This window comes from Nocardia sp. Tas62D01 (assembly GCF_055232035.1).
This window is the reverse complement of sequence record NZ_JBUYUZ010000001.1, coordinates 769,549-792,271: the sequence shown is the minus strand read 5'-3', so window position 1 is coordinate 792,271 and position 22,723 is coordinate 769,549. Positions and strand designations below refer to the sequence as shown.

At 65.6% G+C, this 22,723-nt stretch carries 23 protein-coding genes and 2 pseudogenes; 17 read left to right on the top strand and 8 right to left on the bottom strand.

What is annotated here, in order from left to right:
• Positions 1-101: 101 nt before the first annotated feature.
• The gene (gene moaA, locus ACV7NQ_RS03980) at positions 102-1,160 is read left to right on the top strand and encodes a GTP 3',8-cyclase MoaA (protein WP_463358365.1); all 1,059 of its coding nucleotides are present in this window, start codon (positions 102-104) and stop codon (positions 1,158-1,160) included.
• Entirely contained in the window at positions 1,153-1,395 is a 243-nt protein-coding gene (locus ACV7NQ_RS03975; RefSeq protein WP_463358364.1) for a MoaD/ThiS family protein, read from the top strand. The genes moaA and ACV7NQ_RS03975 overlap by 8 nt, the downstream gene beginning before the upstream one ends.
• A 34-nt stretch (positions 1,396-1,429) precedes the next feature.
• Here the strand turns inward: ACV7NQ_RS03975 and nadE are convergent, their stop codons facing one another.
• On the bottom strand, positions 1,430-2,254 hold the full coding sequence (nadE, locus tag ACV7NQ_RS03970) for an ammonia-dependent NAD(+) synthetase (RefSeq protein WP_463358363.1): 825 nt from the start codon (positions 2,252-2,254) through the stop codon (positions 1,430-1,432).
• 6 nt (positions 2,255-2,260) lie between these two features.
• Positions 2,261-2,872 (bottom strand): TetR/AcrR family transcriptional regulator, encoded by a 612-nt coding sequence (locus ACV7NQ_RS03965; RefSeq protein WP_463365528.1) that lies wholly within the window; start codon positions 2,870-2,872, stop codon positions 2,261-2,263.
• 144 nt (positions 2,873-3,016) lie between these two features.
• Here ACV7NQ_RS03965 and ACV7NQ_RS03960 point away from each other — a divergent pair, with 144 nt between their 5' ends.
• From ACV7NQ_RS03960 to ACV7NQ_RS03930, 7 genes and pseudogenes are all read left to right on the top strand, one after another.
• Positions 3,017-3,586: an NAD(P)H-dependent oxidoreductase gene (locus ACV7NQ_RS03960; RefSeq protein WP_463358362.1), complete on the top strand. Its 570-nt coding sequence runs from the start codon at positions 3,017-3,019 to the stop codon at positions 3,584-3,586.
• 434 nt (positions 3,587-4,020) lie between these two features.
• Complete coding sequence (locus ACV7NQ_RS03955; RefSeq protein ID WP_463358361.1) at positions 4,021-4,254, top strand: redoxin NrdH; 234 nt, start codon at positions 4,021-4,023, stop codon at positions 4,252-4,254.
• Between the two features lie 52 nt (positions 4,255-4,306).
• A complete protein-coding gene (nrdI, locus tag ACV7NQ_RS03950) occupies positions 4,307-4,768 on the top strand; it encodes a class Ib ribonucleoside-diphosphate reductase assembly flavoprotein NrdI (protein ID WP_463358360.1) in 462 nt (153 codons plus the stop codon).
• Positions 4,769-4,806: 38 nt separating this feature from the next.
• Positions 4,807-6,912 (top strand): class 1b ribonucleoside-diphosphate reductase subunit alpha, encoded by a 2,106-nt coding sequence (gene nrdE / locus ACV7NQ_RS03945; protein ID WP_463365527.1) that lies wholly within the window; start codon positions 4,807-4,809, stop codon positions 6,910-6,912.
• 59 nt (positions 6,913-6,971) lie between these two features.
• Positions 6,972-7,493: pseudogene (locus tag ACV7NQ_RS03940) on the top strand (transposase); the annotation flags it as partial.
• A gap of 68 nt (positions 7,494-7,561) precedes the next feature.
• Positions 7,562-8,512: a ketopantoate reductase family protein gene (locus ACV7NQ_RS03935; RefSeq protein ID WP_463358359.1), complete on the top strand. Its 951-nt coding sequence runs from the start codon at positions 7,562-7,564 to the stop codon at positions 8,510-8,512.
• A complete protein-coding gene (locus tag ACV7NQ_RS03930; RefSeq protein WP_463358358.1) occupies positions 8,509-8,874 on the top strand; it encodes an ArsR/SmtB family transcription factor in 366 nt (121 codons plus the stop codon). Before ACV7NQ_RS03935 ends, ACV7NQ_RS03930 begins: the two co-directional genes overlap by 4 nt.
• A 408-nt stretch (positions 8,875-9,282) precedes the next feature.
• Here the strand turns inward: ACV7NQ_RS03930 and ACV7NQ_RS03925 are convergent, their stop codons facing one another.
• Positions 9,283-10,275 (bottom strand): LLM class F420-dependent oxidoreductase, encoded by a 993-nt coding sequence (locus ACV7NQ_RS03925; protein WP_463358357.1) that lies wholly within the window; start codon positions 10,273-10,275, stop codon positions 9,283-9,285.
• A gap of 283 nt (positions 10,276-10,558) precedes the next feature.
• Between ACV7NQ_RS03925 and ACV7NQ_RS03920 the strand changes: the two are divergent.
• Both ACV7NQ_RS03920 and ACV7NQ_RS03915 read left to right on the top strand, forming a co-directional pair.
• A pseudogene (locus ACV7NQ_RS03920) lies at positions 10,559-10,843 on the top strand (CBS domain-containing protein); the annotation flags it as partial.
• Positions 10,844-11,045: 202 nt separating this feature from the next.
• A complete protein-coding gene (locus tag ACV7NQ_RS03915) occupies positions 11,046-11,498 on the top strand; it encodes a magnesium transporter (RefSeq protein WP_463358356.1) in 453 nt (150 codons plus the stop codon).
• A 181-nt stretch (positions 11,499-11,679) separates the two neighbouring features.
• On the opposite strand, the gene ACV7NQ_RS03910 is transcribed toward ACV7NQ_RS03915, so the two are convergent.
• From ACV7NQ_RS03910 to nrdF, 3 genes are all read right to left on the bottom strand, one after another.
• Complete coding sequence (locus ACV7NQ_RS03910; RefSeq protein WP_463358355.1) at positions 11,680-12,555, bottom strand: LLM class F420-dependent oxidoreductase; 876 nt, start codon at positions 12,553-12,555, stop codon at positions 11,680-11,682.
• 73 nt (positions 12,556-12,628) lie between these two features.
• Positions 12,629-13,009, bottom strand: coding sequence for a MerR family transcriptional regulator (locus ACV7NQ_RS03905; protein ID WP_463358354.1), 381 nt, complete (start codon positions 13,007-13,009; stop codon positions 12,629-12,631).
• 141 nt (positions 13,010-13,150) lie between these two features.
• Positions 13,151-14,113, bottom strand: coding sequence for a class 1b ribonucleoside-diphosphate reductase subunit beta (nrdF, locus tag ACV7NQ_RS03900; RefSeq protein WP_463358353.1), 963 nt, complete (start codon positions 14,111-14,113; stop codon positions 13,151-13,153).
• A 396-nt stretch (positions 14,114-14,509) separates the two neighbouring features.
• Here nrdF and ACV7NQ_RS03895 point away from each other — a divergent pair, with 396 nt between their 5' ends.
• Both ACV7NQ_RS03895 and ACV7NQ_RS03890 read left to right on the top strand, forming a co-directional pair.
• The gene (locus tag ACV7NQ_RS03895) at positions 14,510-14,908 is read left to right on the top strand and encodes a DUF7144 family membrane protein (protein WP_463358352.1); all 399 of its coding nucleotides are present in this window, start codon (positions 14,510-14,512) and stop codon (positions 14,906-14,908) included.
• 147 nt (positions 14,909-15,055) lie between these two features.
• Positions 15,056-15,178, top strand: coding sequence for a hypothetical protein (locus ACV7NQ_RS03890; protein ID WP_463358351.1), 123 nt, complete (start codon positions 15,056-15,058; stop codon positions 15,176-15,178).
• Between the two features lie 19 nt (positions 15,179-15,197).
• Here the strand turns inward: ACV7NQ_RS03890 and ACV7NQ_RS03885 are convergent, their stop codons facing one another.
• Both ACV7NQ_RS03885 and ACV7NQ_RS03880 read right to left on the bottom strand, forming a co-directional pair.
• Entirely contained in the window at positions 15,198-16,244 is a 1,047-nt protein-coding gene (locus ACV7NQ_RS03885) for an ABC transporter substrate-binding protein (protein ID WP_463365526.1), read from the bottom strand.
• Between the two features lie 151 nt (positions 16,245-16,395).
• Positions 16,396-17,202, bottom strand: a complete 807-nt coding sequence (locus tag ACV7NQ_RS03880) for a VOC family protein (protein WP_463358350.1) — start codon at positions 17,200-17,202, stop codon at positions 16,396-16,398.
• Positions 17,203-17,486: 284 nt separating this feature from the next.
• Between ACV7NQ_RS03880 and ctaD the strand changes: the two genes are divergently transcribed.
• The 4 genes from ctaD (at position 17,487) to ACV7NQ_RS03860 (ending at position 22,699) form a co-directional block, all read left to right on the top strand.
• The gene (gene ctaD / locus ACV7NQ_RS03875; RefSeq protein ID WP_463358349.1) at positions 17,487-19,229 is read left to right on the top strand and encodes an aa3-type cytochrome oxidase subunit I; all 1,743 of its coding nucleotides are present in this window, start codon (positions 17,487-17,489) and stop codon (positions 19,227-19,229) included.
• Between the two features lie 138 nt (positions 19,230-19,367).
• Positions 19,368-20,591, top strand: a complete 1,224-nt coding sequence (gene serB / locus ACV7NQ_RS03870; protein ID WP_463358348.1) for a phosphoserine phosphatase SerB — start codon at positions 19,368-19,370, stop codon at positions 20,589-20,591.
• A 23-nt stretch (positions 20,592-20,614) separates the two neighbouring features.
• Positions 20,615-21,445, top strand: coding sequence for a peptidyl-tRNA hydrolase (locus ACV7NQ_RS03865; protein WP_463358347.1), 831 nt, complete (start codon positions 20,615-20,617; stop codon positions 21,443-21,445).
• A 420-nt stretch (positions 21,446-21,865) separates the two neighbouring features.
• On the top strand, positions 21,866-22,699 hold the full coding sequence (locus ACV7NQ_RS03860; RefSeq protein WP_463358346.1) for an ABC transporter ATP-binding protein: 834 nt from the start codon (positions 21,866-21,868) through the stop codon (positions 22,697-22,699).
• Positions 22,700-22,723 lie beyond the last annotated feature (24 nt).

Here is a 22,723-nt window from a genome sequence, read left to right as displayed (position 1 = left end):
AAGCTACGGGCCGCCGCTGCCGATGGCCGTGTGTTGTTGTCTGTGCCGACGATCGGTCATCCGGTGGCAAACCAGTCATACAAACCGGTCATAATGGAGAGGTGACGTTGGTGCAGATGGGGATTCCCGCCGTGCGGTCCGGACGGCCCTCGCTCGTCGGACGCCCCGATACGCCGTTCCTGGTGGACCGATTCGGGCGCACGGCGCGCGATCTGCGGGTGTCGATAACCGAGAAATGCTCGCTGCGCTGCACGTATTGCATGCCCGAGGAGGGCCTGCCCGCGATTCCGCACGAGGAGTTGCTGACCGTCGAGGAGATCGTGCGACTGGTCGTGCTCGCCGTGCAGGAACTCGGGGTGCGGGAGGTCCGGTTTACCGGTGGCGAACCGTTGATGCGTCGCGACCTCGAACGGATCATCGCGGGCTGCCACGAACGCGTGCCCGAAACCCCACTGGCCATGACGACCAATGGCGTCGGTCTGGCGCATCGGGCGCGTGGCCTGGCAGCGGCCGGGCTGAGTCGGGTGAACGTCTCACTGGACACCGTCGATCGGCTCGGCTTCGCCCGCCTGACCCGCCGCGACCGGCTCGACTCGGTCTTCGCGGGCATTCGCGCCGCACGCGACGCCGGTTTGGCGCCGATGAAGGTGAACGCCGTCCTGATGCGCGAAACCCTGCCCGGCGCACCCGATTTGCTGCGTTGGTGTCTCGACGAGGACTGCGAGCTGCGCTTCATCGAGGAGATGCCGCTCGACGCCGACCATGAATGGGCGCGCGCGAATATGGTCACCGCCGCCGAACTGCTCGACGTGCTCGGCACGCGTTTCGAGCTCACCGAGGCGGGCCGGTCCGACCCGTCGGCGCCCGCCGAAACCTGGTTGGTCGACGGTGGCCCCGCGACAGTCGGCATCATCGCCACCGTCACCCGCAAGTTCTGCGACACCTGCGATCGCACCCGCCTCACCGCTGACGGCATGCTGCGCTCATGCTTGTTCAGCGATCAGGAATTCGATCTGCGTCAGGTGCTGCGCTCGGGTGCCGACGACGACGAGATCGCCACCATCTGGCGCGGCGCCATGTGGAACAAATGGGCAGGCCACGGGATCGACGCCGAGGGCTTCATCCCCCCGGAACGCACGATGGGAGCAATCGGTGGTTGAGATCCGCTACTTCGCCGCCATCGCCGACGCGGTCGGCAAGGACCGCGAATCCCTCGACCTCCCGGCCGACGCCACGATCGGTGATCTGCGCACCACGCTGGCGGAGTCCTACGGGCCCGATCTGGACAAGATGCTGGCCGTCTGTGCCTATTTGGTCGGCGACGAACTCACCCGCGACCCCTCGGTCGCGCTGACCGTTCGCGTCGACGTGCTGCCGCCCTTCGCTGGCGGCTGAGGTGACGAACCACTCCAACCGCAAGTAGCGGCGGTCAGCGCCACCAGGTGTCGAGCGGGGTGACCGGCACGGTGCGCTTGTGGCGGGTGTTGTGGAAGATCGTCTCCAGCTTCGTGGCGACCTCGACGGTGACGTCCTTGCCTTCGAGATAGTCGTCGATCTCGCTGTAGCGCAGGCCGAGTGCTTCCTCGTCGGGCAGTGCGGGGCGGTCGTCCTCGAGGTCGGCGGTGGGCACCTTGGACCAGATGCTGGACGGGGCGCCCAGTTCCTGCAGCAGGGCCGCGCCCTGGCGCTTGGTGAGACCGGTGAGCGGGGTGAGATCGACGCCGCCGTCACCGTATTTGGTGAAGAAGCCGGTGACCGCCTCGGCGGCGTGGTCGGTGCCGACAACGAGCAGGTTCTCCTGACCGGCGATGGCGTACTGGATCACCATGCGTTCGCGCGCCTTGATGTTCCCGCGCACGAAGTCGCGCAGATCGGCCACACCGAGGCTGCGCGCCGTCTCGGCGGCAACCGCGTTGGCGCCGGGACGGACATTGACCGCCACCGAGCGGTCGGGCTGGATGAACTTCATCGCGGCCCTGGCGTCGACCTCGTCGGCCTGCACGCCATAAGGCAGGCGCACCGCGACGAAGGTGGCGTCGGTGTCTGCGGCGCGCAGTTCCTCGGCGGCCAGTTGGCACAGTCGTCCGGCCAGCGCGCTGTCCTGCCCACCGCTGACCCCGAGCACAAAACCTGTTGCGGGCGTGGCACGCAGGTAGTCCTTGAGGAAGTCGATACGGCGGCGCACTTCGAGCTTCGGTTCGATGCTGGGTTGAACGCCTAATTCGGTGATGATCTGTGCACGCAAGGACCGCATGGCAACTCACTGTACTGGCGATGGCGGCGCTACTACACGTCGAACGAAGGAGTCCCAGTTGTCGCCGATCTGTTCGCGGGTGAAGCCGAGTGCGTTCATCTGGTACATCACCAACCCGGCGCCGAGGATGCTCAGCAGCCCGTCGGCGACAAGCGGAATGTCGCCGGTGACGCCCGCCTGCTGCAGCAGCATCGACACGTGGGCCTTGTGCAACATGTAGGGTGGTCCGGAGTAGCGGTCCCCAGTCTCCGCGGCGCGATACAGTTCCCCCTCCACCTCGATATCGAGCAACCGTGCGCGTCCGAAGGCGACGAGCCGCTGCACCGGTGGTGCGCCGGGACCCAGCGGCGGGGGCCCGAACATGAACCCATGCTGATACTTCTGCTCCGAATGGTCGAGCAGCGCCATCATGAGCCCGACCCGGTTGCCGAACCGGCGAAACACCGTGCCTTTCCCGACGCCGGCCCGCTTGGCGAGCGCGTCCATGGTCAGGCTGTCGACCCCTTGCTCGCGTACCAGCCGCTGCGCGGCGTCGAGCAGGAGTTGGCGGTTGCGCGCGGCATCGGCGCGTTCGGTCGGTTCGACGGTCCCGGGTAGGGGCACGCCGATGCCGAGCATTGGACGCGCGGGCGTCGATCCGCTTGGCGGGCGCGTGTCGTAGCTCACAGGACTCTCACCGTCTCGTGGGAATGTAATCGGACTGCAGTCCGGTTAGTGTGTCATGAAAGTTCGGGACAAACATTCAGTACACCAGGAGTCGTTATGAGCCAGACCCGCATCCTCGCTCTCGTCGGTAGCCTTCGCGCCGCGTCCATCAATCGGCAGCTCGCAGAGGCCGCGGTGCAGACCGCGCCCGAGGGTGTCGATATCGCCATCTACGAAGGCCTCGGCGATATTCCGTTCTACAACGAAGACCTCGATGTCCCCGGTTCGGTGCCAGCCGCCGCCCAGGCGCTGCGCGCCGCGGTCGCCGCGTCGGACGGCCTGCTGCTGGTGACGCCGGAATACAACGGCACGCTGTCGGCCGTGCTCAAAAACGCCATCGACTGGGCCTCCCGCCCGTACGGCATCGGGGCGCTGAAGGATCGTCCGGCCGCCGTGGTGAGCGGTTCGGTCAGCCCGAACGCGGCGCAGTGGGCGCACGGCGACACGGTCAAGGCGGTGGGTGTCGCGGGCGCGAAGGTCGTCGAGTCCGCGCATCTGCACTTCGGCACCTTCGGTCAGCGGTTCGGCGAGGCGCACCCGCGTGAGGATGCCGAGGCCCTGACCCAGCTGGCCGCCACGGTCGCCGAGCTCGTCCGTGCGGCGCGCGGCGAACTGGTGTCCGCCTGAGCTGAATGTCCCTGACGAGGTCTTCGGAGAGGGCCACCTCCACTCGGAGGTGGCCCTCTTCGTTGTTTGACCCGGAAAGTTTGCTGAAAGGAAGCTGCGGTATGAAATTGTGATCTGCGCCACTGTCGCGTCGGGTTGCGAATCGAGTGTCCAGGTACTTACCGCCTTCGAATTTCATCAATGTGGTTCGCAACATGTCGTGCTGTATGAATCTGTCGGCCACTAGGTGTAGTGTCTTCGGTACTGGAAGACGGCACGAGGCCGACGCGATCAGCATCGGTGCGAACCGGCTGAGCAGGGCTTTCGAGATCGGATCCAGGAGTTTGCGCAGCGTACGTCGGATCATGCATCGCTAGCGACTGCTTGCAGGTCGCTCGAAACAATCTGCATACGGATCACAGGCTGTGGATCAGGCATAGGAGAGAGGGACACCAATGACCATCACCGTGTACACCAAGCCCGCTTGCGTCCAGTGCAACGCGACCTACAAGGCCCTCGACAGGGTCGGGGTCGACTACGAGGTCATCGACATCTCCGAGGACGACGAGGCTCGTGACTATGTCATGGCCCTCGGCTACCTGCAGGCGCCGGTCGTCGTTGCCGGTGAGGATCACTGGTCCGGCTTCCGCCCGGACCGCATCAAGTCGCTCGCCACCGTCGCGGCCTGATCGCCGCCAATCGTTTTCCGTTCATCCGAATGATGGAAGAAGGGAGCCGGCCATGTCCGAAGGGGCAGCGCTCGTCTACTTCTCCAGCGCCTCGGAGAACACACATCGTTTCGTCGAGAAGCTGGGCCTCCCGGCGACTCGCATACCACTGCACACCGCCGATTCGCTGCGCGTAGACGAACCCTACGTGCTGATCGTCCCCACCTACGGGGGCGGTCGGCACGTGTTGGGGGGGAATAGATCCGACAAGGATTTCGTGCCTCGGCAAGTCGCCAAGTTCCTCAACGATCCGCACAACCGCGCGCTGCTGCGCGGTGTCGTCGCGGCGGGCAACACGAACTTCGGCGATACGTACTGCTATGCGGGAGAAGTGATCTCGCGCAAGTGCGGGGTGCCGTACCTGTATCGCTTCGAACTCATGGGAACCGCTGAGGACGTCGAGCGCGTCCGAGAAGGATTGGGATTGTTTTGGCAACAACAACGACAGCACCGACCGGCAAAAATGCCCGCTTAGAGCAGCCTCCGGTCCGCGGTGCGGAGGCCGGCGAGGTCATGGACTACCACGCCCTCAACGCGATGCTGAACTTGTACGGCCCGAACGGCGAGATCCAGTTCTACGCCGATCGCACCGCCGCGAGGCAATACTTCCTGCAGCACGTCAACCAGAACACTGTCTTCTTCCACAACCTGGACGAGAAGCTGGACTACCTGGTCGACGAAAACTATTACGAGGCAGAGGTTCTGGAGCAGTACAGCCGCGGGTTCATCAAGCAGCTGTTTAAGCAGGCGTACGCCAAGAAGTTCCGGTTCCCCACCTTCCTCGGCGCGTTCAAGTACTACACCTCGTACACGTTGAAGACCTTCGACGGCAAGCGCTACCTGGAGCGGTTCGAGGATCGCGTCGTCATGGTGGCGCTCACCCTCGCCGCCGGTGACGAGACGTTGGCGAGCAAGCTGGTCGACGAGATCATCGACGGCCGTTTCCAGCCCGCCACCCCGACCTTCCTCAACTCGGGCAAGAAGCAGCGCGGCGAGCCGGTGTCATGCTTCCTGCTGCGCATCGAGGACAATATGGAGTCCATCGGGCGCTCGATCAACTCCGCGCTGCAGCTGTCCAAGCGCGGCGGCGGTGTCGCATTGCTGCTGAGCAACATTCGCGAGCACGGCGCGCCGATCAAGAAGATCGAGAACCAGAGCTCAGGCGTCATCCCGATCATGAAGCTGCTGGAGGACTCGTTCTCCTACGCCAACCAGCTCGGTGCCAGGCAGGGCGCCGGCGCGGTGTACCTGCACGCCCACCACCCGGACATCTACCGGTTCCTGGACACCAAGCGGGAAAACGCGGACGAGAAGATCCGCATCAAGACGCTCTCGCTGGGTGTGGTGATCCCGGACATCACCTTCGAGCTGGCGAAGAAGAACGAGGACATGTACCTGTTCTCGCCGTATGACGTGGAACGCATCTACGGCAAGCCTTTCGCCGATATCGATGTCACCGAGAAGTACTACGAGATGGTCGACGACAAGCGCATCCGCAAGTCGAAGATCAAGGCGCGCGAGTTCTTCCAGACCATCGCCGAGCTGCAGTTCGAATCCGGTTACCCGTACATCATGTTCGAGGACACGGTGAACCGGGCCAACCCGATCGCAGGCAAGATCACCCACTCGAACCTGTGCTCGGAGATCCTGCAGGTCTCCACGCCGTCGCTGTTCAACGACGATCTGTCCTACGCCGAGGTGGGCAAGGACATTTCGTGCAACCTCGGTTCGCTGAACATCGCCAAGACGATGGATTCACCCGACTTCGCGCAGACCATCGAGACCTCGATCCGAGCGCTGACCGCAGTGTCGGATCAGACGCACATCTACTCGGTGCCGTCGATCGAGCAGGGCAACAACTCCTCGCACGCCATCGGCCTCGGGCAGATGAACCTGCACGGATACCTCGCGCGTGAGCGGGTGCACTACGGCTCCGACGAGGGCATCGACTTCACCAACATCTACTTCTATACCGTTGTGTACCACGCGATTCGGGCTTCGAACCTGATCGCGAAGGAGCGCGGCAGCTACTTCGGCGGGTTCCCTGAATCGAAGTACGCGTCGGGGGAGTACTTCGACAAGTACACCGAGCAGGTGTGGGAGCCGAAGACCGAACGGGTGGCGCAGCTTTTCGCCGACGCCGGAGTACACATCCCGACCCAGGACGACTGGCGTGAGCTGAAGTCCTCGGTCATGGAGCACGGCATCTACAACCAGAACCTGCAGGCGGTGCCGCCGACCGGCTCGATCTCCTACATCAACCACTCCACCAGCTCCATCCACCCGGTGGCGTCGAAGATCGAGATCCGCAAGGAAGGCAAGATCGGCCGCGTCTACTACCCGGCGCCCTACCTCGACAACGACAACCTCGAGTACTACGACGACGCCTACGAAATCGGCTACGAGAAGATCATCGACACCTACGCCGCCGCCACCCAACACGTGGACCAGGGCTTGTCGTTGACCCTCTTCTTCAAAGACACCGCCACCACCCGCGACCTCAACCGCGCCCAAATCTACGCCTGGCGCAAGGGCATCAAGACCCTCTATTACATCCGCCTGCGCCAAATGGCATTGGAGGGAACCGAAGTCGAAGGCTGCGTGTCCTGCATGCTGTAGCTGAAGCATCTCGGCGGTAATGTGCCGTGCGAGGTGGAGGCAGCGCAAGTCAGGGTGACGGGCTGTCGGTGCGTGATGTCGAGGCCACCCTCGCCGACGCGCTCGGCGATCAGGCCGCGATCTCGAAATCGACTGTCTCGCAAGTGTGTCAGGCGATCAAGACCGAGTACGACATGTGGGCGCGGCGTCGCCTGGACGGCGTCGTGCTGGACTATCTGTTCCTGGATGCCTCCTTCTTCCGGATGCATCCCGGCTCGCCGGCCGAACCGGTCCTGGCCGCTTGGGGCGTCACCACCGCCGGCGAGCCCGGGTTCGTCGGACTGGCCTCCGGGTCCGGCGAATCCACCGCGCAAAGGTTATCGGCCGCTTCCCCGGCGAGACCAGCTGCCTTGGTCTGGTGTGGGACCGTGCTGGACCGCGCCTCCCGCGGCTGGCGCGGCCTGACCACGACCCCTGCGGGCCTTCGCCAACTCCAAGACGTGCGGCGCTCCCGGCTCGAATCACCTCGCCAGCTCTGGCCCCGACCCGCCACACCGCTCCACCCGGCCGATTGTCCCGAGACTGTTGTCGCCACGGCGTAACAATCCCTCGAGCGGAACAGGAGCGCCAAAATTTTACATATCTAAGTATTTGGATCTATCATGCCTCCATGAATCACCTCATCATCGGAGCCGGCTCGGTCGGGCAGGCTCTCGGGTTCTACCTGTCCAGGGGCGGCGCCTGCGTCGGCGTTCTCGTGCGGCCACGTCAGGCCGAACAAGCGCGTGTGGGCTACCGTCTGCAACGGCTTCGGCGTCTGCGCGCCCCCCTGCGCCAGCGCTTCGGCCCCGACGAGGTCTTCGACGACGTCACGCAGATACGACCCGGAGGATGGGACGTTGTGTGGCTTTGCGTGCCGTCCACCGCGCTCCGCGGCGACTGGATCGAGCAGTTGCGCGCCTGGACCGGTTCGGCGATGGTGGCATCCATCACGCAGGACGCCCGTGACCGTGCGGTCCTGGAGGATCACTGGCCCGCCGAGCAGATCGTCTTGGTGACCCCCTCGATATTTGCGTTCTCGCCGCCATCGCAGGACGGATCGGCCGCACCGCAGACGACCAGCTACTGGATACCACCGGGTTCGGCGTGGGCGGCAAGCGGCACCCACGATCGCGCCCGCGCCATCGCCGACGCGCTCAATGCCGGCGGGCTGAAGACCAATCTCGCCAAAACCAGTGGTGGCGGCGAGATGATCGCCGCGCTCACCATGCCTTACATCGCCCAGATCGAGTCCGACGGATGGTCCCTGCATACGGCCCGCCGAAACTTCCGGGGGGCAAGCGCGGCGGCCACCGAGGCGGTCACCGTTGTCGCCGCCGCCCATGGGGCCAAGGCCCCCGCGCCGCCGGCACGCTCGGTGCTGGGCATGCGCGTCATCATGCGCGCATTCATGATGCTCGCCCCATTCGACGTCGAGCGGTATCTGCGCATCCACTTCACCAAGACGGGGCAGCAGACACGCCTGATGCTCGACGATCTCATCACCGAAGGCGCCGTGCGCGACCTGCCCACCACACACCTGCGGGCGCTGCGGGCAAGCCTGCCCGCGCTGCCGGCATGAGCGACACGTGCGCCGAAATCGGCGTGTTGTTCCGGCGCAGCCAGGCGCTGCTGAGCGCGCTCGGTGAGGAGACCCGCCAGACAATCGTGGCGATGCTGCTTGACGCGCCCGCTCCGATGAGCGTCAACCAGATCGGCGCGCATGTTCGGCTGTCACAGCCCGCGGTCTCGCACCATCTGAAGATCCTCAAGCATGCCGGTCTGCTCGACGTGCGGCGCAGCGGCAAGCAGCGACTGTACTCGATCGCCGGCACCGGTGCCGAAGCCCTCCAACCGCTCGCGGACCTCATCGCCCACGTCGCCTCGATCCGCACGAGCCAGACCACGCCGGCAAACCCACAGCCGGTCCCACCACAGACCTGATTCGAACAAGAGTCATCACGACCCGTGTAACTTCACCACAAAGCCGGAACGGGCAGATCGTGCGGGAAGTCCGCCCGCGGCGGGTGACCCCGACGCGAGCAGAATGGTTCCGTGCATCACTCGCGGGCCGTGTCGCGAACTCGAGCATTGCAGGGACCCGTGGGACAGGTGCCCCCACTGGGTACTCCTTCGTGCATGAGGCACCCGATCATGAGCCATAGCTTGGCGGCGCAGGTCCCCAACGCATCGGAATTGCGAACAGATCTCAAGTCGCTGTCGGAAGCGCCACAGGTCGTTCGAGGGACGGGACGAGCGAGGACGCGACCTCGGCCGGGAGCGATGATCCGTCCAGTTATGACAAACCGTCGCGAGGGGCGACGTCCACACGGAGGTCGCCCCTTCCGCGTTTCAGAGCAGGGCCGGGACCACCTCGCGTTCGAAGAGTTCGATGCTGGAGGTGTCGTAGGCGGCTTCGGGGAAGTTGAGGATGGCGTAGCCGAGGCCGAGATCGCGAACCTTGCCGAGGTTTTCGATGATCTGCTCGGGGGTGCCGACGGCGGCGGTGCCGCGGTACACGTCGTCGACGTGGGTCTTGGCCTGGTCGGCGCCGATGAAGGGGGTCAGGCGCGCGGTCAGGGTCGAGAGGCGCTCTTCGACTTCGGCTTCGGTCGCACCGATGGCGACGTTGAAGTTCGAGGTGCGCACGATCGCGTCGAAGTCGGTGCCGACGTCGGCGCAGTGCGCGCGCAGCACCTCGGACTTGTGGGTGAAGTCGTCCGGATTACCGCTGAAGTTGGTGTATTGCGCGTATTTCGCCGCGATGCGCAGCGTCTTCTTCTCTCCGCCTCCCGCTATCCAAAGCGGAATCCCGCCCTCCTGCACCGGGAGTGGACGCACGATGGCGCCGTCGACCTGGTAGTGCTTGCCGTTGAGGCTGGCCGTGCCGGTGGTCCACGCCTGCCGGAAGATCTGCACGCCCTCGTCGAGGCGGCCGAGCCGTTCGCCGGCCGACGGGAAGCCGTAGCCGTAGGCGCGCCACTCGTGCTCGTACCAGCCGCCGCCGATACCCATCTCCACCCGGCCGCCCGAGATCAGGTCGACGGTGGCCGCGACCTTCGCCAGATAGGCCGGGTTGCGGTAGCTGATCGCGGTACACATCTGGCCCAAGCGGATGCGCGAGGTGGTCGCCGCGAAGGCCGACATCAGCGTCCATGCCTCGTGCGTCGCCTCCTCGGTGGGGGCGGGGACGGTGTGGAAATGGTCGTAGACCCACAGCGACTCCCACGCGTCGCCCGCGTCGGCGCGCTGGGCGAGATCACGCATCACCTCCCACTGCGCCGCGGGGTCGATGCCGACCAGATCGAGCCGCCAACCCTGCGGAATGAAGATGCCGAAGCGCACAGATATCTCCTTCGTATGTAAAACGAACCAGCCACAACAAACCTACTGGTCTTCTCCGATCGGTGCATGTAGCGAAAGCGCAAGGCCGGCCCGGTGGACGTCCCCCGGCGATGGACTTCGACGGCTGGGTCACACGACGACGCACCGGAAGGGAACTCGCTGGACGTGACAGGCGCTGCGTGCCATGTTGAAACCCGTATGAATAGTGATAGACAACCTCGACTCGGCGTCGATTTCGGCCGAGTCATCCAGGGGGCGGCCCTGGCGGCCGGTGTCGGAGTACATGACGCCCGAGGTGGTGGCGCTGCCGCGCGACCTGACCGTCGCCGAGGCGCTGGGCATGGTGCGGGCGAAGGGCGGCAACGCCGAGACGGTGTACACGTTGCCCGTCGTCGACGCGGGCAGGCGCCTGACCGGGATCGTCGAATTGCGCGAGCTGGTGCTCAGCAAGCCGGAGACGATGGTATCGGACCTGGTGGTCACCGAGCCCGCCTTCGCGCGCGCCACCGATTCCGCGGAGAAGGCCGCCCGGTTGATGCGCGAGACCAACGACATCAACTTGCCGGTGGTGGACAGCGAGGACCGGCTGGTCGGGCTGCTCACCATCGACGACGCGGTCGAGGTGATCGAGGCCGCCGACAGCGAGGACGTCGCACGTCAAGCGGGTTCCGCGCCGTGGGAGGGCCACTACATGGCCGCCGGGGTGTTCCAGCTGGCCCGCTATCGGGCGATGTGGCTGCTGCTGTTGCTGTTTTGCGGCGACCCTCACGGTGAGCGTGACCGACTTCTTCGAGGGCACTCTGGAGCAGGCCGCGCACCTCGCGCTATTCATCCCGCTGCTGATCGGGGCGGGCGGCAACGCGGGCGCGCAGGCCGCCACCGCGTGTGTGCGTGCGCTGGCTGTCGGCGAGGTCAGAGTGGCGGACCTGTTCAAGGTGATCTGGCGGGAATGCCTGGTCGGGCTGGTGCTCGGATCGCTGCTGGCCGCCGCAGGTCTGGTGATCGGCGCGATGTTCGTCGGTCCGCGCATCGCCCTGGTCGTCGGCATCACGCTGGTCCTGATCTGTGGCTGGGCCGCCACCATCGGCGGCACCATGCCGCTGCTGGCGAAGAAGCTGCGGATCGATCCCGCGGTCGTCTCCGCGCCGATGGTCACCACCCTGGTGGACGCCACCGGCCTGATCATCTACTTCACCACAGCCAAGCTCATCCTCCAGATCTGAGGGCGCGCGGCATTGTCGGTACATGCAGGAATCCCCCTCGGTAGCTAGAACTCGGTTATGGCGGGGTGTTCACCGCTCGACCGGTCGGCGGATGCAAGGCCGAAGCCCCGGCGGCTACGCTGCCGGGGCCTCGGTTGTGACGGGGGTTCCGTGATGAGGATGCGCCGCAAACGATTACGGCTCAGCCGCGGTCGTTCGAATTGCCGATACCGGTATGAAGGCCGAATCGCTCAGCGAATTGGGACATTTGGTCGAGCGCCCGGTCGGGATCGGCGCCGACGACGATTCGTGTCACACCTTGCGCGGCCAGACCCTCGACACGTTCGGGGGGCATGTCGATCGATCCCCAGCGCGTGCACTCCAGCGCTGACGGGTCACGACCCGCCTCGACGGCTGCCGCCCTCGCGATATCCATCTGCTTTGCACGCTCGTCGGGGCCCATGACGCCGCCGGGGAAGTAGCCGTCGCCGCGTAGGCCGGCCCGGCGCGCGGCGGCGCGGCTGGATCCGCCGACATGGATCGGCAAATCAGTCACGCCATAGGGTTTCGGGAAGCTGACCAGATTATCGAAGGCGAAGAACTCGCCCTTGTAGCTGACACCGTCTGCACCACCAGACCACAGCAAGCGCATTGCGTCGATCGCTTCGTCGGCACGACGTCCTCGGGTTCTGTAGTCCACTCCCATCGCCTCGGCCTCACCCGGCAAAGTGCCGAGCCCGACGGTCAATAGGCGCATCCGTCCGCGCGACAACACATCGATGGTCGCGAGACGTTTGGCAAGGATGACCGGGTGGCGATACGGCAGCAGCAGTACACCGGTACCCAGCAGGATCCGCTGTGTGGCCGCGGCGACGAAGGTCAAGCAGTCGAGCGGGTCCGGATACGGCAACTCGGAGGGGATTTCGTGGTCCCCCACCTTCGCACCGGGATACACCGCGATGTGCTCCGGCACATATATGGCCTCGAAACCACAATCCTCGGCATGCCTGGCAAAGGTGATGATCCGGTCGGGATCGGCACCGTAATAAGGCGTGCTGTAACTGATCGCAAACTTCATGGGCGCTCCTCGCGTGAAGCGGGCCTCGGTGGCCGGCCGCCGGTCTATGCGAGACCAATTGGTGGGCAGGTGATTATGTGAATTCGCAGGCGGGCGGACGTCGCGTGGTCATCGCGTCGGTGAGCTGGTCGTGGAGTTGATCCCGTACGGCGCTCAAACGCGCGAGAGCGTCATCCACTTCGCTGAGCTTGCGCCGCAGCACGGCGACCGAGTCCGGGCACACGTCGCCGGAATCGTTTCCATTCCGCAGGCAGGTGACGAAGGGACGGATATCGGCGAGATCGAACCCGGTCTCGAGCAGTGCCCGAATCTTACGAACGACCTGTAGTTCTGCCTCGTCGTAGACCCGGTATCCATTCGTGGAGCGCCGCGCCTGTACCAGCCCGTGCTGCTCGTAGTACCGCAATGTGCGGGTGCTCGTTCCGACCAGCTCCGCCAGTTCACCGATCAGCATCCGACCTCCTCCGAGCGACCGTCACCGCAACGCTAAACGTTGTCGCCGGTGTCAAGGCAAGCGTTGCGCGTGGGTACCACAGTCGGCACAACGCAAAACGGCGGCGGATAAATCCGCCGCCGCCGCACTTGTCGGTGTAGCTCAGAAGTCCCAGTCTTCGTCTTCGGTGTTGACGGCCTTGCCGATCACGTAGCTGGAGCCGGAGCCGGAGAAGAAGTCGTGGTTTTCGTCGGCGTTGGGGGAAAGGGCCGACAGGATGGCGGGGTTCACGTCGGTCTCGTCCTTGGCGAACAGGCCTTCGTAGCCGAGGTTCATCAGCGCCTTGTTGCCGTTGTAGCGCAGGAACTTCTTGACGTCCTCGGTGAGGCCGACCTCGTCGTAGAGGTCCTGGGTGTATTCGACCTCGTTGTCGTAGAGCTCGAACAGCAGCTCGAAGGTGTAGTTTTTCAGCTCCTCGCGCTCGGCCGGGGAGACCAGTTCCAGGCCCTTCTGGTACTTGTAGCCGATGTAGTAGCCGTGCACGGCCTCGTCCCGGATGATCAGGCGGATCATGTCGGCGGTGTTGGTGAGCTTGGCTCGCGACGACCAGTGCATCGGCAGGTAGAAGCCGGAGTAGAACAGGAAGCTCTCCAGCAGGGTGGACGCCACCTTGCGCTTGAGCGGATCTTCGCCGTTGTAGTACCCCAGCACGATCTCGGCCTTGCGCTGCAGGTTTCGGTTCTCCTCCGACCAGCGGAACGCGTCATCGATCTCGCGGGTGGAGCACAGCGTGGAGAAGATCGAGCTGTAGCTCTTGGCGTGCACCGACTCCATGAACGCGATGTTGGTGTACACCGCCTCTTCGTGCGGGGTCAGCGCGTCCGGGATGAGGCTCACCGCGCCGACGGTGCCCTGGATGGTGTCCAGCAGCGTCAGGCCGGTGAAGACCCGCATGGTCAATTGCTTCTCGTCGGCGGTGAGGGTGTTCCACGAGGGAATGTCGTTGGACACCGGCACCTTCTCGGGCAGCCAGAAGTTGCCGGTCAATCGGTCCCAGACCTCGGCATCCTTCTCGTCGGGCACCCGATTCCAGTTGATCGCCGACACCCGATCGATCAGTTTCATCCTGCCTCCACACCCTTCCCGAGCACGCTGCCGTCACGGAATTGCTACGCACTGAACACTACTCCTAGTGGGTGACAAGTCCATGCAGCACAACACCTTGTGTCGCAGCGGGGGCTGTCGCTATGGCGCAGATACGCCGATGACCACCGCGTGCGGGACCTATTCTCCGTCACGCGTCACGGGGCCGGCGCAGCGGTCCCGATGCACTCCACTCGGTCGCCGATGGTTTGCCCGCTGGCGGCCTCCGATCCGGGTTCGGGACCGCTGTCGAGGTCCCGGGTCGGCGCGACGGTTTGCGCTCAGCGCGACCCGCCGCCGCGCTCCCTCGATTCGGGCACCCAACGGGTTACCTTGTGGCCGTTCAGTACCACGCGTTTCGGAAGGAGTGTGTGAGTTATGACCAGTCCCGGCTCGATCCCGACACGTCCGGCGCTCAATGATATGACGATCTTCGCGGGTGTCCTTATCCTGCTCACCGGCCTGTTGCACCTGCTGACGGCCATCGCCGCCATCGCGGGACGCGATATCTTCGTGGTGACCGAGGAGCAGGTGTTCCTGGTCAACGTTTCCACCTTGGGATGGTTACACCTGGTGATCGCGGTGCTCATGGTGATCGCGGGCATCGGCGTCGTCACCGGCAGGAGCTGGGGTTACCTGGCAGGCATCGTGATGGCGTCGATCAGCATTCTGGACAACTTCCTGTTCGCATCGATCTACCCGTTCTGGGCGCTGGTGATCATCGCCATCGACGTCCTGGTGATCTGGGCACTGGCCCGCCAGCTCGGCTCCGAATAATCCCGAGCACCAATATATTTCACAACATCGGCCCCTGAGCCCGTCGAGTACGGGTTCGGGGGCCGAGTTGTTTCTACCTGGGGCGGGCTGACCTTGGCTGTCCATCGGGGAGTGAGGCAATCGTGGCCACCGAGGGGGATTGCAAATATGACGGAGCCGATGCCGCATTATGTGCCCGGTAACGAATCGACGCCCACAGATCCTGTCGATGCGTTGCTGCGCGCTCTGCTCGTTCATGCGACGCGGCGGGTGTTCGGCGACCGGGTCTGAACCGGACCGCGGCGCTGTCTCAGTCGGTGACGTAGCCGTTGAGGGTGGTGCGGATGTCGGTGAGCAGGGCGCGGGCGGCGGTCAGGCCGTCGCCGTGCCAGATGCTGTCCTCGACGGCGAACACGCGGTGGTCGGTGGCGGCGCCGAGTTCCTTCCACTGGTCGCTGCGCAGCGTGGTTTCGCCCTGCTTCTTTCCTGCTTCGCCCGCGAAGATCACGTAGATCAGGTCGCCCTCGGCCTTGCCGAGATCGCCCGAGCCGATGTCATAGGACGGGCCGCGCTGGACGGCGGGGCGTTGCACGCCGGCGTCGGCGAGTACCGCGCCCGCGAAGCTGTTGCTGCCCTGGACCTGCTTTTGATCGGCGGTAAACCGGACGACCGAGGCCTGAGTTTGGTTGGCGGCGACCGTGTTACCGGCGTCGCGGGCCTCGGTGCGGTAGTTCTCCAGTGCGGTGGCGGCGGCATTGCCGCGTCCGAGACCCGCTGCGAGCCCGGCGAATTCGGCCTGCCAGCCGCTGGTGGTGCCGACCAGGACGGTGGGCGCGATCGCGCGCAGCGCGTCGAAACTCGCTGTGCCCGCAGGCAGGTCACCGATGATCACGTCGGGGTGCAGTTCGGTGATCTTGGCGAGGTCGGGTTGGGTGGCCGAGCCGATGGCGGGGATCTTGTTGACGCCGTAGCCGAGGTAGGCCGGGTGCGGCGCCGGTCCTTCGTCGGTGGTCGCGCCGACGACACGCTCCCAGAGACCGAGCGCGCAGGCCGCGTCCAGCGCCGAGGTGGTCAGCACGACGATGCGCTGCGGGTCGGCGGGCACCTCGGAGACGCCTGCCGCGTGGGTGACGGTATGAGTGCCGCTCGCCGAATCGGGTGTGCTGGGCAGTGGGCAGGCTGTCGTGGTGTCGCGTTCGAGCCCGACCACACCCGCGCCCGCGATATTCGTCGTGGTGCGCACGATCGAGCTCGCGTTGTCGGTCTGGCTGCTGCAGCCCGCGACGAGAACGGCGGCGCACAGCGCGGCAACCGCCGCGCCGATACGGCCCAGCCTGCCGTATCGGGTGGAGTCCATGTGGTTTCGGGTGCGAACAAGGGCGCTCACCGGCATGCGGGTGAGGGTACATGCGTCGCCGAGCGCTCGGTGCGAGGCCATCACGACACACTGCCGCGCGGAAACCCCTCGGAGTGAATTCCGCGCGGCAGTGCTCGGGCTGCGGCGTGACTCAGGCGTTGTCACCGCCGATACTGAACCGCGCGCCTGTCGGATCGGCCACCGCCGCCATGCGTCCATACGGCGAGTCCATCGCGGGGACCAGTACCGTGCCGCCGAGTTCGACGACCTTCGCGGCCGTCGCGTCGACGTCCTCGGCGCCGAAGTACACGGTCCAGCCCGCCGGTGTCCCCTCGGGCAGGTGCACCGTCGCGTCCATGACGCCGCCGAGCATCGGGCTGGTCGAATGGATGGTCGTGTAGCGGAATTCTGGTGTGTCCGAGATGGTGAACGGGTCCTGCCAGCCGAATACGTCGCGGTAGAAGTCGAGCGAGGCCTCGTACTCGCGGGTGTGCAGCTCGAACCACGAGGGGGCGCCCGCGTGTTCGCTCCACTTGCCGCCGGTGACGAGGCCGAGGGTCTCGAAGCCGCCGAAGGTGCCGCTCTGCCAGATGCCGATGCCCGCGCCGCCGACATCGCCGAGGACCGCCATCGTGCCGAGGTCGCCCACGTCCATGGGCGGTATGACGACGACGCCGCCGTGCGCCACCGCCGCGTCGGCGGTCGCCTTGGCGTCGTCGGAGGCGAGGTAGACCGTCCACTGGTCGGGGCCCTCGACACCGCCCTCCACCTTGCCCATTCCGCCCGCGACGGCCTTGCCGTCCTTGCGGAAGGTGATGTAGCCGCCGAACTCGTCGTCGGCCCGCTCGGCTGTCCACCCGAAAAGCTCGCCGTAGAAGGCGATGGCGCCGTCGGGGTCGGCGGTATACAGGTCGACCCAACATGGGTCGCCCGGCTTGGTTGTGGCGTCGTCTGTCATGAGTGATCTCCTGGCGTGGGGTGGAACACCTGTCACCGATTCAGACGTCCGCCGCACGGAAAATTCATCGGTCGCGCCGGGGTGCCCGCCGGACCTTATTACCAGGGCAGGGCAGTGTCGGCGAACCAACGAAATACGACAGAGAGTAGGACCCGTGCGGACTGCTATGGCAGCACGGTTTACGATTCCAAGAGCGCAAGCGAACCGTCGTGTGTCTCAGCACCGAGATCGATGCATGAAGCGGAGCCTGCGGAGCGACCTAAAGGCACCTTTCAGGAGGATCAGTGACTGCCGTAGAGCCAAAGCCAGTCCCTCAGTTGGAAGCGACTCGGCCGTATCCGGCGCGCACCGGGCCGAAGGGCTCGTTCCTCTACAAGGCGGTCACGACCACAGACCCCAAGGTCCTCGGTGTCATGTACCTGGTGACCGCGATGAGCTTCTTCCTCATCGGCGGTCTGATGGCGCTGCTGATGCGCGGCGAGCTGGCCAGGCCGGGCCTACAGTTCCTGTCGCCGGAACAATTCAACCAGCTGTTCACCATGCATGGCACGATCATGCTGCTGTTCTACGCGACCGCGATCGTGTTCGGCTTCGCCAATGTCGTGCTGCCGCTGCAGATCGGCGCACCCGACGTCGCCTTCCCGCGTTTGAACGCGTTCAGCTACTGGCTGTACCTGTTCGGCGGCACCATGGCGACCGCGGGCTTCATCACCCCGGGCGGTGCCGCGGACTTCGGCTGGACGGCATACGTGCCGCTGACCGACATCCTGCACTCGCCGGGTGTCGGCGCCGACCTGTGGATCCTCGGCCTGGCCGTCTCCGGTCTGGGCACCATCCTCGGTGGCGTCAACATGCTGACCACTGTCGTCTGCCTGCGCGCCCCCGGTATGACCATGTTCCGGATGCCGATCTTCACCTGGAACATCGCCGTCACCAGCGTCCTTGTGCTGCTTGCCTTCCCGCTGCTGACCGCCGCGCTGTTCGGCCTGGCCTACGACCGGCACCTCGGCGGGCACATCTACGATCCGGCCACCGGCGGCATTCTGCTCTACCAGCACCTGTTCTGGTTCTTCGGGCATCCCGAGGTGTACATCATCGCGCTGCCGTTCTTCGGCATCGTGTCCGAGATCTTCCCGGTGTTCTCACGTAAGCCGATCTTCGGTTACACCACGCTGGTCTACGCGACGCTGGGTATCGCCGCGCTGTCCATCGCGGTGTGGGCGCACCACATGTACGCGACCGGCGCCGTGTTGCTGCCGTACTTCTCGTTCATGACGTTCCTGATCGCGGTACCGACCGGGGTGAAGTTCTTCAACTGGATCGGCACCATGTGGCGCGGTCAGCTGACCTTCGAAACACCGATGCTGTGGTCGATCGGCTTCCTGGTGACCTTCCTCTTCGGTGGTCTGTCCGGTGTCATCCTCGCCAGCCCGCCGCTGGACTTCCACGTCACCGACTCGTACTTCGTCGTCGCGCACTTCCACTACGTGCTCTTCGGCACCATCGTGTTCGCCACCTTCGCGGGTATCTACTTCTGGTTCCCCAAGATCACCGGCCGGATGATGGACGAACGCCTGGGCAAGTGGCACTTCTGGACCACGTTCGTCGGGTTCCACACCACCTTCCTGGTGCAGCACTGGCTGGGTGCCGAGGGCATGCCGCGCCGCTACGCCGACTACCTGCCCAGCGACGGCTTCACCACGCTGAACACCATCTCCACCATCGGCGCGTTCATCCTCGGCGCCTCGATGCTGCCGTTCGTCTGGAACGTCTTCAAAAGCTTCCGATACGGCGAGGTCGTCACCGTGGACGACCCGTGGGGATACGGCAACTCCCTGGAATGGGCCACCAGCTGCCCACCGCCGCGGCACAACTTCTACGAGCTGCCGCGGATCAGGTCGGAGCGTCCCGCGTTCGAACTGCACTACCCGCACATGGTGGATCGGATGCGGGCCGAGGCGCACGTCGGCTGGGGCGCGGGCAAGCACGCCACCGAGGTGCACGAAGGCGCCCTGGCAAAGAAGTAGCCTTTCACTGCGACGAGTGTGCACCTGCTGGTGACCAGCGGGTGCACACTCGTTTGTGGAGCAACGCGACAATGCAGTCAGCGCAGCGACAACGAGGTCCAGCACAGCGACGGCAAACATCGAACTGGAGCGCATCAGTTGGCCGACACCACAGTCCTCGTCACCGTCACCGGACCCGACCGCCCCGGTGTCACGTCTGTGCTGCTCGCGACGATGTCGCGGCACCAGGTGAGCCTGCTCGATGTGGAACAGGTGGTCATTCGCGGCCGGCTGACCCTCGGAGTGCTGGTCGCCTGCCCGCATGATCCCGAGGCGCTGCAGGACGAGCTCGAAGAGGCGATGACCACCGTCGGTATGCACGTCGACGTGGAGGTCGACGTCGTGATCGGCAGGCAGCCGATGTCGACGCACGCGGTGGTGATCCTGGGTAGCCCGGTGACCGCGCACGCGTTCAGCTCGGTGTCGCGGCAGCTCGCCTCGATCGGCGCCAATATCGACACCATCCGCGGCATCGCCGACTATCCGGTGACCGGTATGGAACTGCTGGTTACTGCGCCCGATACCGGCACCGACACCGACTCGCGCCTGCGCACCGCGCTGGCGGAGGTCGCAGTGGCCGAACAGGTCGACGTCGCGGTCGAGCGGGCCGGGCTGGCGCGACGGGCCAAGCGGCTCATCGTGTTCGACGTCGACTCCACCCTGATCCAGGGCGAGGTGATCGAGATGCTCGCCGCGCACGCCGGAGTCGAGGAAGAGGTCCGCAAGGTCACCGAGGCCGCGATGTGTGGCGAGATCGACTTCGCCGAATCGCTGCGGCAGCGGGTGGCGACACTCGAGGGTCTGGACGAATCGGTGATCGAAGAGGTCGCCGACCGGATCGAGCTGACGCCGGGCGCGCGTACCACCATCCGCACGCTGCGCCGGATCGGGTTCCGCTGTGGCGTGGTGTCGGGCGGGTTCCGTCAGGTGATCGAACCGCTCGCGCACGAACTGGAACTCGACTTCGTGCAGGCCAACACCCTCGAAATAAAGGACGGCAAGCTGACCGGCCGAGTGGTCGGCGAGATCGTCGACCGAGCCTTCAAGGCGACGGCGTTGCGCAAGTTCGCCGCGGAGGCCGGGGTGCCGATGGAGCAGACGGTAGCCGTCGGCGACGGCGCCAACGACATCGACATGCTCAATGCGGCCGGGCTCGGCGTTGCCTTCAACGCCAAGCCCGCGCTGCGCGAGGTCGCCGACGCGGCGCTGTCGCACCCCTACCTGGACGCGGTGCTGTTCATCCTCGGCGTCACCCGCGACGAGGTGGAGGCCGCCGACGCCCGCGACGGCGGGGTGCGTCGGGTGCCGCTCGTCGGCAGGTGAGCGTTGACGATCGAGGTGGAGTGATGACAGGTACCCCGGAATGCGGTGCCGGAGTCCGGGACGGCAGTGAAACAGATACGGGTGTCGCAGGATTCCGCGTCCGGCACGCGGAACTGGCCCGTGGCTACGGTGGATTGGGTGATCCCGAGGATCCCGCCATGGTGCAGGCGATGCAGATGGTGCTGCACATCCCGAAGGTCGACCCGCCACGCCGCAGCGCGCTGTTGGCGGCCGCGGCGGCGGCCACGGTGGCGCTCTGCCTGGACGGGCGGGTCGGGCCCGGCGGCGAATGGGAGGAGCGGTTCCTGGCGTGGAAGCGGTCACGGATCCGCAAGGTTGCTCGCCGGGCGCGCGGCGCGCAGTGGCTGGCCGCGAACGAGGTGGACGGGCTGACTGTCGAGGTGGACGGCGCGCAGGCGCGCGCCTTTGTTCCCGGGCCGGTAGGTGCGATCGATCCGCGGATCAAGCGCCTTCAGATCGGCGGCACCGATCTCGAACACGATGATCCCGGCCCGATCGACCCCGATCTGCCTGTGCTGTGGGTGAATTCGAAGCTCGGCATGACACTGGGCAAGGCCGCCGCGCAGGTCGGACATGCCAGCATGCTGCTGGCGGGCGCGCTGCCGGAGGAGCATGTCTATCGGTGGTCGCGGTGTGAGTTCCGTTGCGCGGTACGGGAAGCGGATGCGGACCGGTGGAAGTCGCTGGTCGATGAGATGACGCGCGGTGCCGCGGTCGCGGTGCGCGACGCGGGTTTCACCGAGGTCGCGCCGGGCTCGATGACCGTCATCGCGGTGCCGGACCGCACTGAACCGTCTCCGGGCCCGGAAGGTATGTATGGGCGACTGTGTTGACGTCGATCCGACCCCGGACGACAGTGGGATTGGTCGGCATCCCGGCGAACGCCGGTACTCGGTTCGCCCGCCGCATGGGGCGCAACCGATTTCGGCGCGCCGCCGATCGACAGTTCGGCATAGGAGGTTCACGCGCCGCCGAAATGGGTAAATGAGACGGAACAGGACCGCCCGCACGCAACTCGCCGGAGGACCAGATGACAACGTTGTTGGTGATTCTCGCCGTATGGATCGTCTGCTCGATTCCGTTGGCCCTGGTCGTCGCGCGGCTGTTCCGATCATCGGACACCGCGCCGAACGATCGATCGACGGCCGTCCGGCCGCAGGATGAACTCTCCGCGGTGCGCCGCCGTCGCAAGATCGCCAGATCGGCGAATCCGGGATGGGCCGGTCGTACGAGCGCGGCGCATTTGGGCCAAGATGGAGCCCGTGCCGCAACCGGATCCCGATCTGCTCATTGATTTCACCGACGTGACCATCCGACGTTCGGGTCACACCCTCGTCGGTCCGGTCACCTGGCAGGTCGAGCTCGACGAACGCTGGGTCGTACTCGGACCCAACGGCGCGGGCAAGACCTCGCTGCTACGAATGGCCGCCGCCGAGGTGCATCCGACCTCGGGCATCGCCCACATACTGGGTGAGGTGATCGGCAAAACCAATGTCAGCGAACTGCGTCCGCGCATCGGCCTGTCCTCCGCGGCGGTCGCCAGCCGGATTCCGCGCGACGAGAAGGTCAACGACCTGGTGGTGTCCGCGGGCTACGCCGTACTCGGCCGTTGGCGCGAGCGCTACGACGACGTCGATATCGACCGCGCCATCGATATGCTGGAAAGCCTCGGCGCCGAACATCTTTCCGATCGCACCTACGGCACCCTCTCCGAGGGTGAACGCAAGCGCGTCCTCATCGCCCGCGCGTTGATGACCGACCCGGAACTGCTGTTGCTCGACGAGCCCGCCGCGGGTCTAGATCTGGGTGGTCGCGAAGAATTGGTGGAGCGCCTCGGCGATCTCGCCGCCGACCCGGACGCACCCGCCATGGTGCTGGTCACCCACCACGTCGAGGAGATTCCGCCCGGCTTCACCCACGGCTTGCTGCTCAACGAGGGCGCGGTGGTCGCGCAGGGTCTGCTGCCGGATGTGCTGACCTCCGACAACCTGAGTGCGGCATTCAGCCAATCCATCGCACTGGACCGCGTCGACGGCCGCTACTTCGCCCGTCGGTCTCGTCGATTGGGCAGGCACCGCTCGCGTTAGGGTGCAAGGGTGAGTGAGATAAAC

Coding starts and splice junctions, on each gene's coding strand:
- ACV7NQ_RS03935 (WP_463358359.1), top strand. CDS start 7,562: ATGAATCACCTCATCATCGGAGCCGGCTCGGTCGGGCAGGCTCTCGGG.
- ACV7NQ_RS03865 (WP_463358347.1), top strand. CDS start 20,615: ATGACAGGTACCCCGGAATGCGGTGCCGGAGTCCGGGACGGCAGTGAA.
- ACV7NQ_RS03965 (WP_463365528.1), bottom strand. CDS start 2,872: ATGCTCGGCATCGGCGTGCCCCTACCCGGGACCGTCGAACCGACCGAA.
- ACV7NQ_RS03890 (WP_463358351.1), top strand. CDS start 15,056: ATGACGGAGCCGATGCCGCATTATGTGCCCGGTAACGAATCGACGCCC.
- ACV7NQ_RS03930 (WP_463358358.1), top strand. CDS start 8,509: ATGAGCGACACGTGCGCCGAAATCGGCGTGTTGTTCCGGCGCAGCCAG.
- ACV7NQ_RS03895 (WP_463358352.1), top strand. CDS start 14,510: ATGACCAGTCCCGGCTCGATCCCGACACGTCCGGCGCTCAATGATATG.
- ACV7NQ_RS03905 (WP_463358354.1), bottom strand. CDS start 13,009: ATGCTGATCGGTGAACTGGCGGAGCTGGTCGGAACGAGCACCCGCACA.
- nadE (WP_463358363.1), bottom strand. CDS start 2,254: ATGCGGTCCTTGCGTGCACAGATCATCACCGAATTAGGCGTTCAACCC.
- ACV7NQ_RS03860 (WP_463358346.1), top strand. CDS start 21,866: ATGGAGCCCGTGCCGCAACCGGATCCCGATCTGCTCATTGATTTCACC.
- ACV7NQ_RS03885 (WP_463365526.1), bottom strand. CDS start 16,244: ATGGACTCCACCCGATACGGCAGGCTGGGCCGTATCGGCGCGGCGGTT.
- nrdE (WP_463365527.1), top strand. CDS start 4,807: ATGGACTACCACGCCCTCAACGCGATGCTGAACTTGTACGGCCCGAAC.
- ACV7NQ_RS03910 (WP_463358355.1), bottom strand. CDS start 12,555: ATGAAGTTTGCGATCAGTTACAGCACGCCTTATTACGGTGCCGATCCC.
- ACV7NQ_RS03955 (WP_463358361.1), top strand. CDS start 4,021: ATGACCATCACCGTGTACACCAAGCCCGCTTGCGTCCAGTGCAACGCG.
- ACV7NQ_RS03960 (WP_463358362.1), top strand. CDS start 3,017: ATGAGCCAGACCCGCATCCTCGCTCTCGTCGGTAGCCTTCGCGCCGCG.
- ACV7NQ_RS03880 (WP_463358350.1), bottom strand. CDS start 17,202: ATGACAGACGACGCCACAACCAAGCCGGGCGACCCATGTTGGGTCGAC.
- nrdF (WP_463358353.1), bottom strand. CDS start 14,113: ATGAAACTGATCGATCGGGTGTCGGCGATCAACTGGAATCGGGTGCCC.
- nrdI (WP_463358360.1), top strand. CDS start 4,307: ATGTCCGAAGGGGCAGCGCTCGTCTACTTCTCCAGCGCCTCGGAGAAC.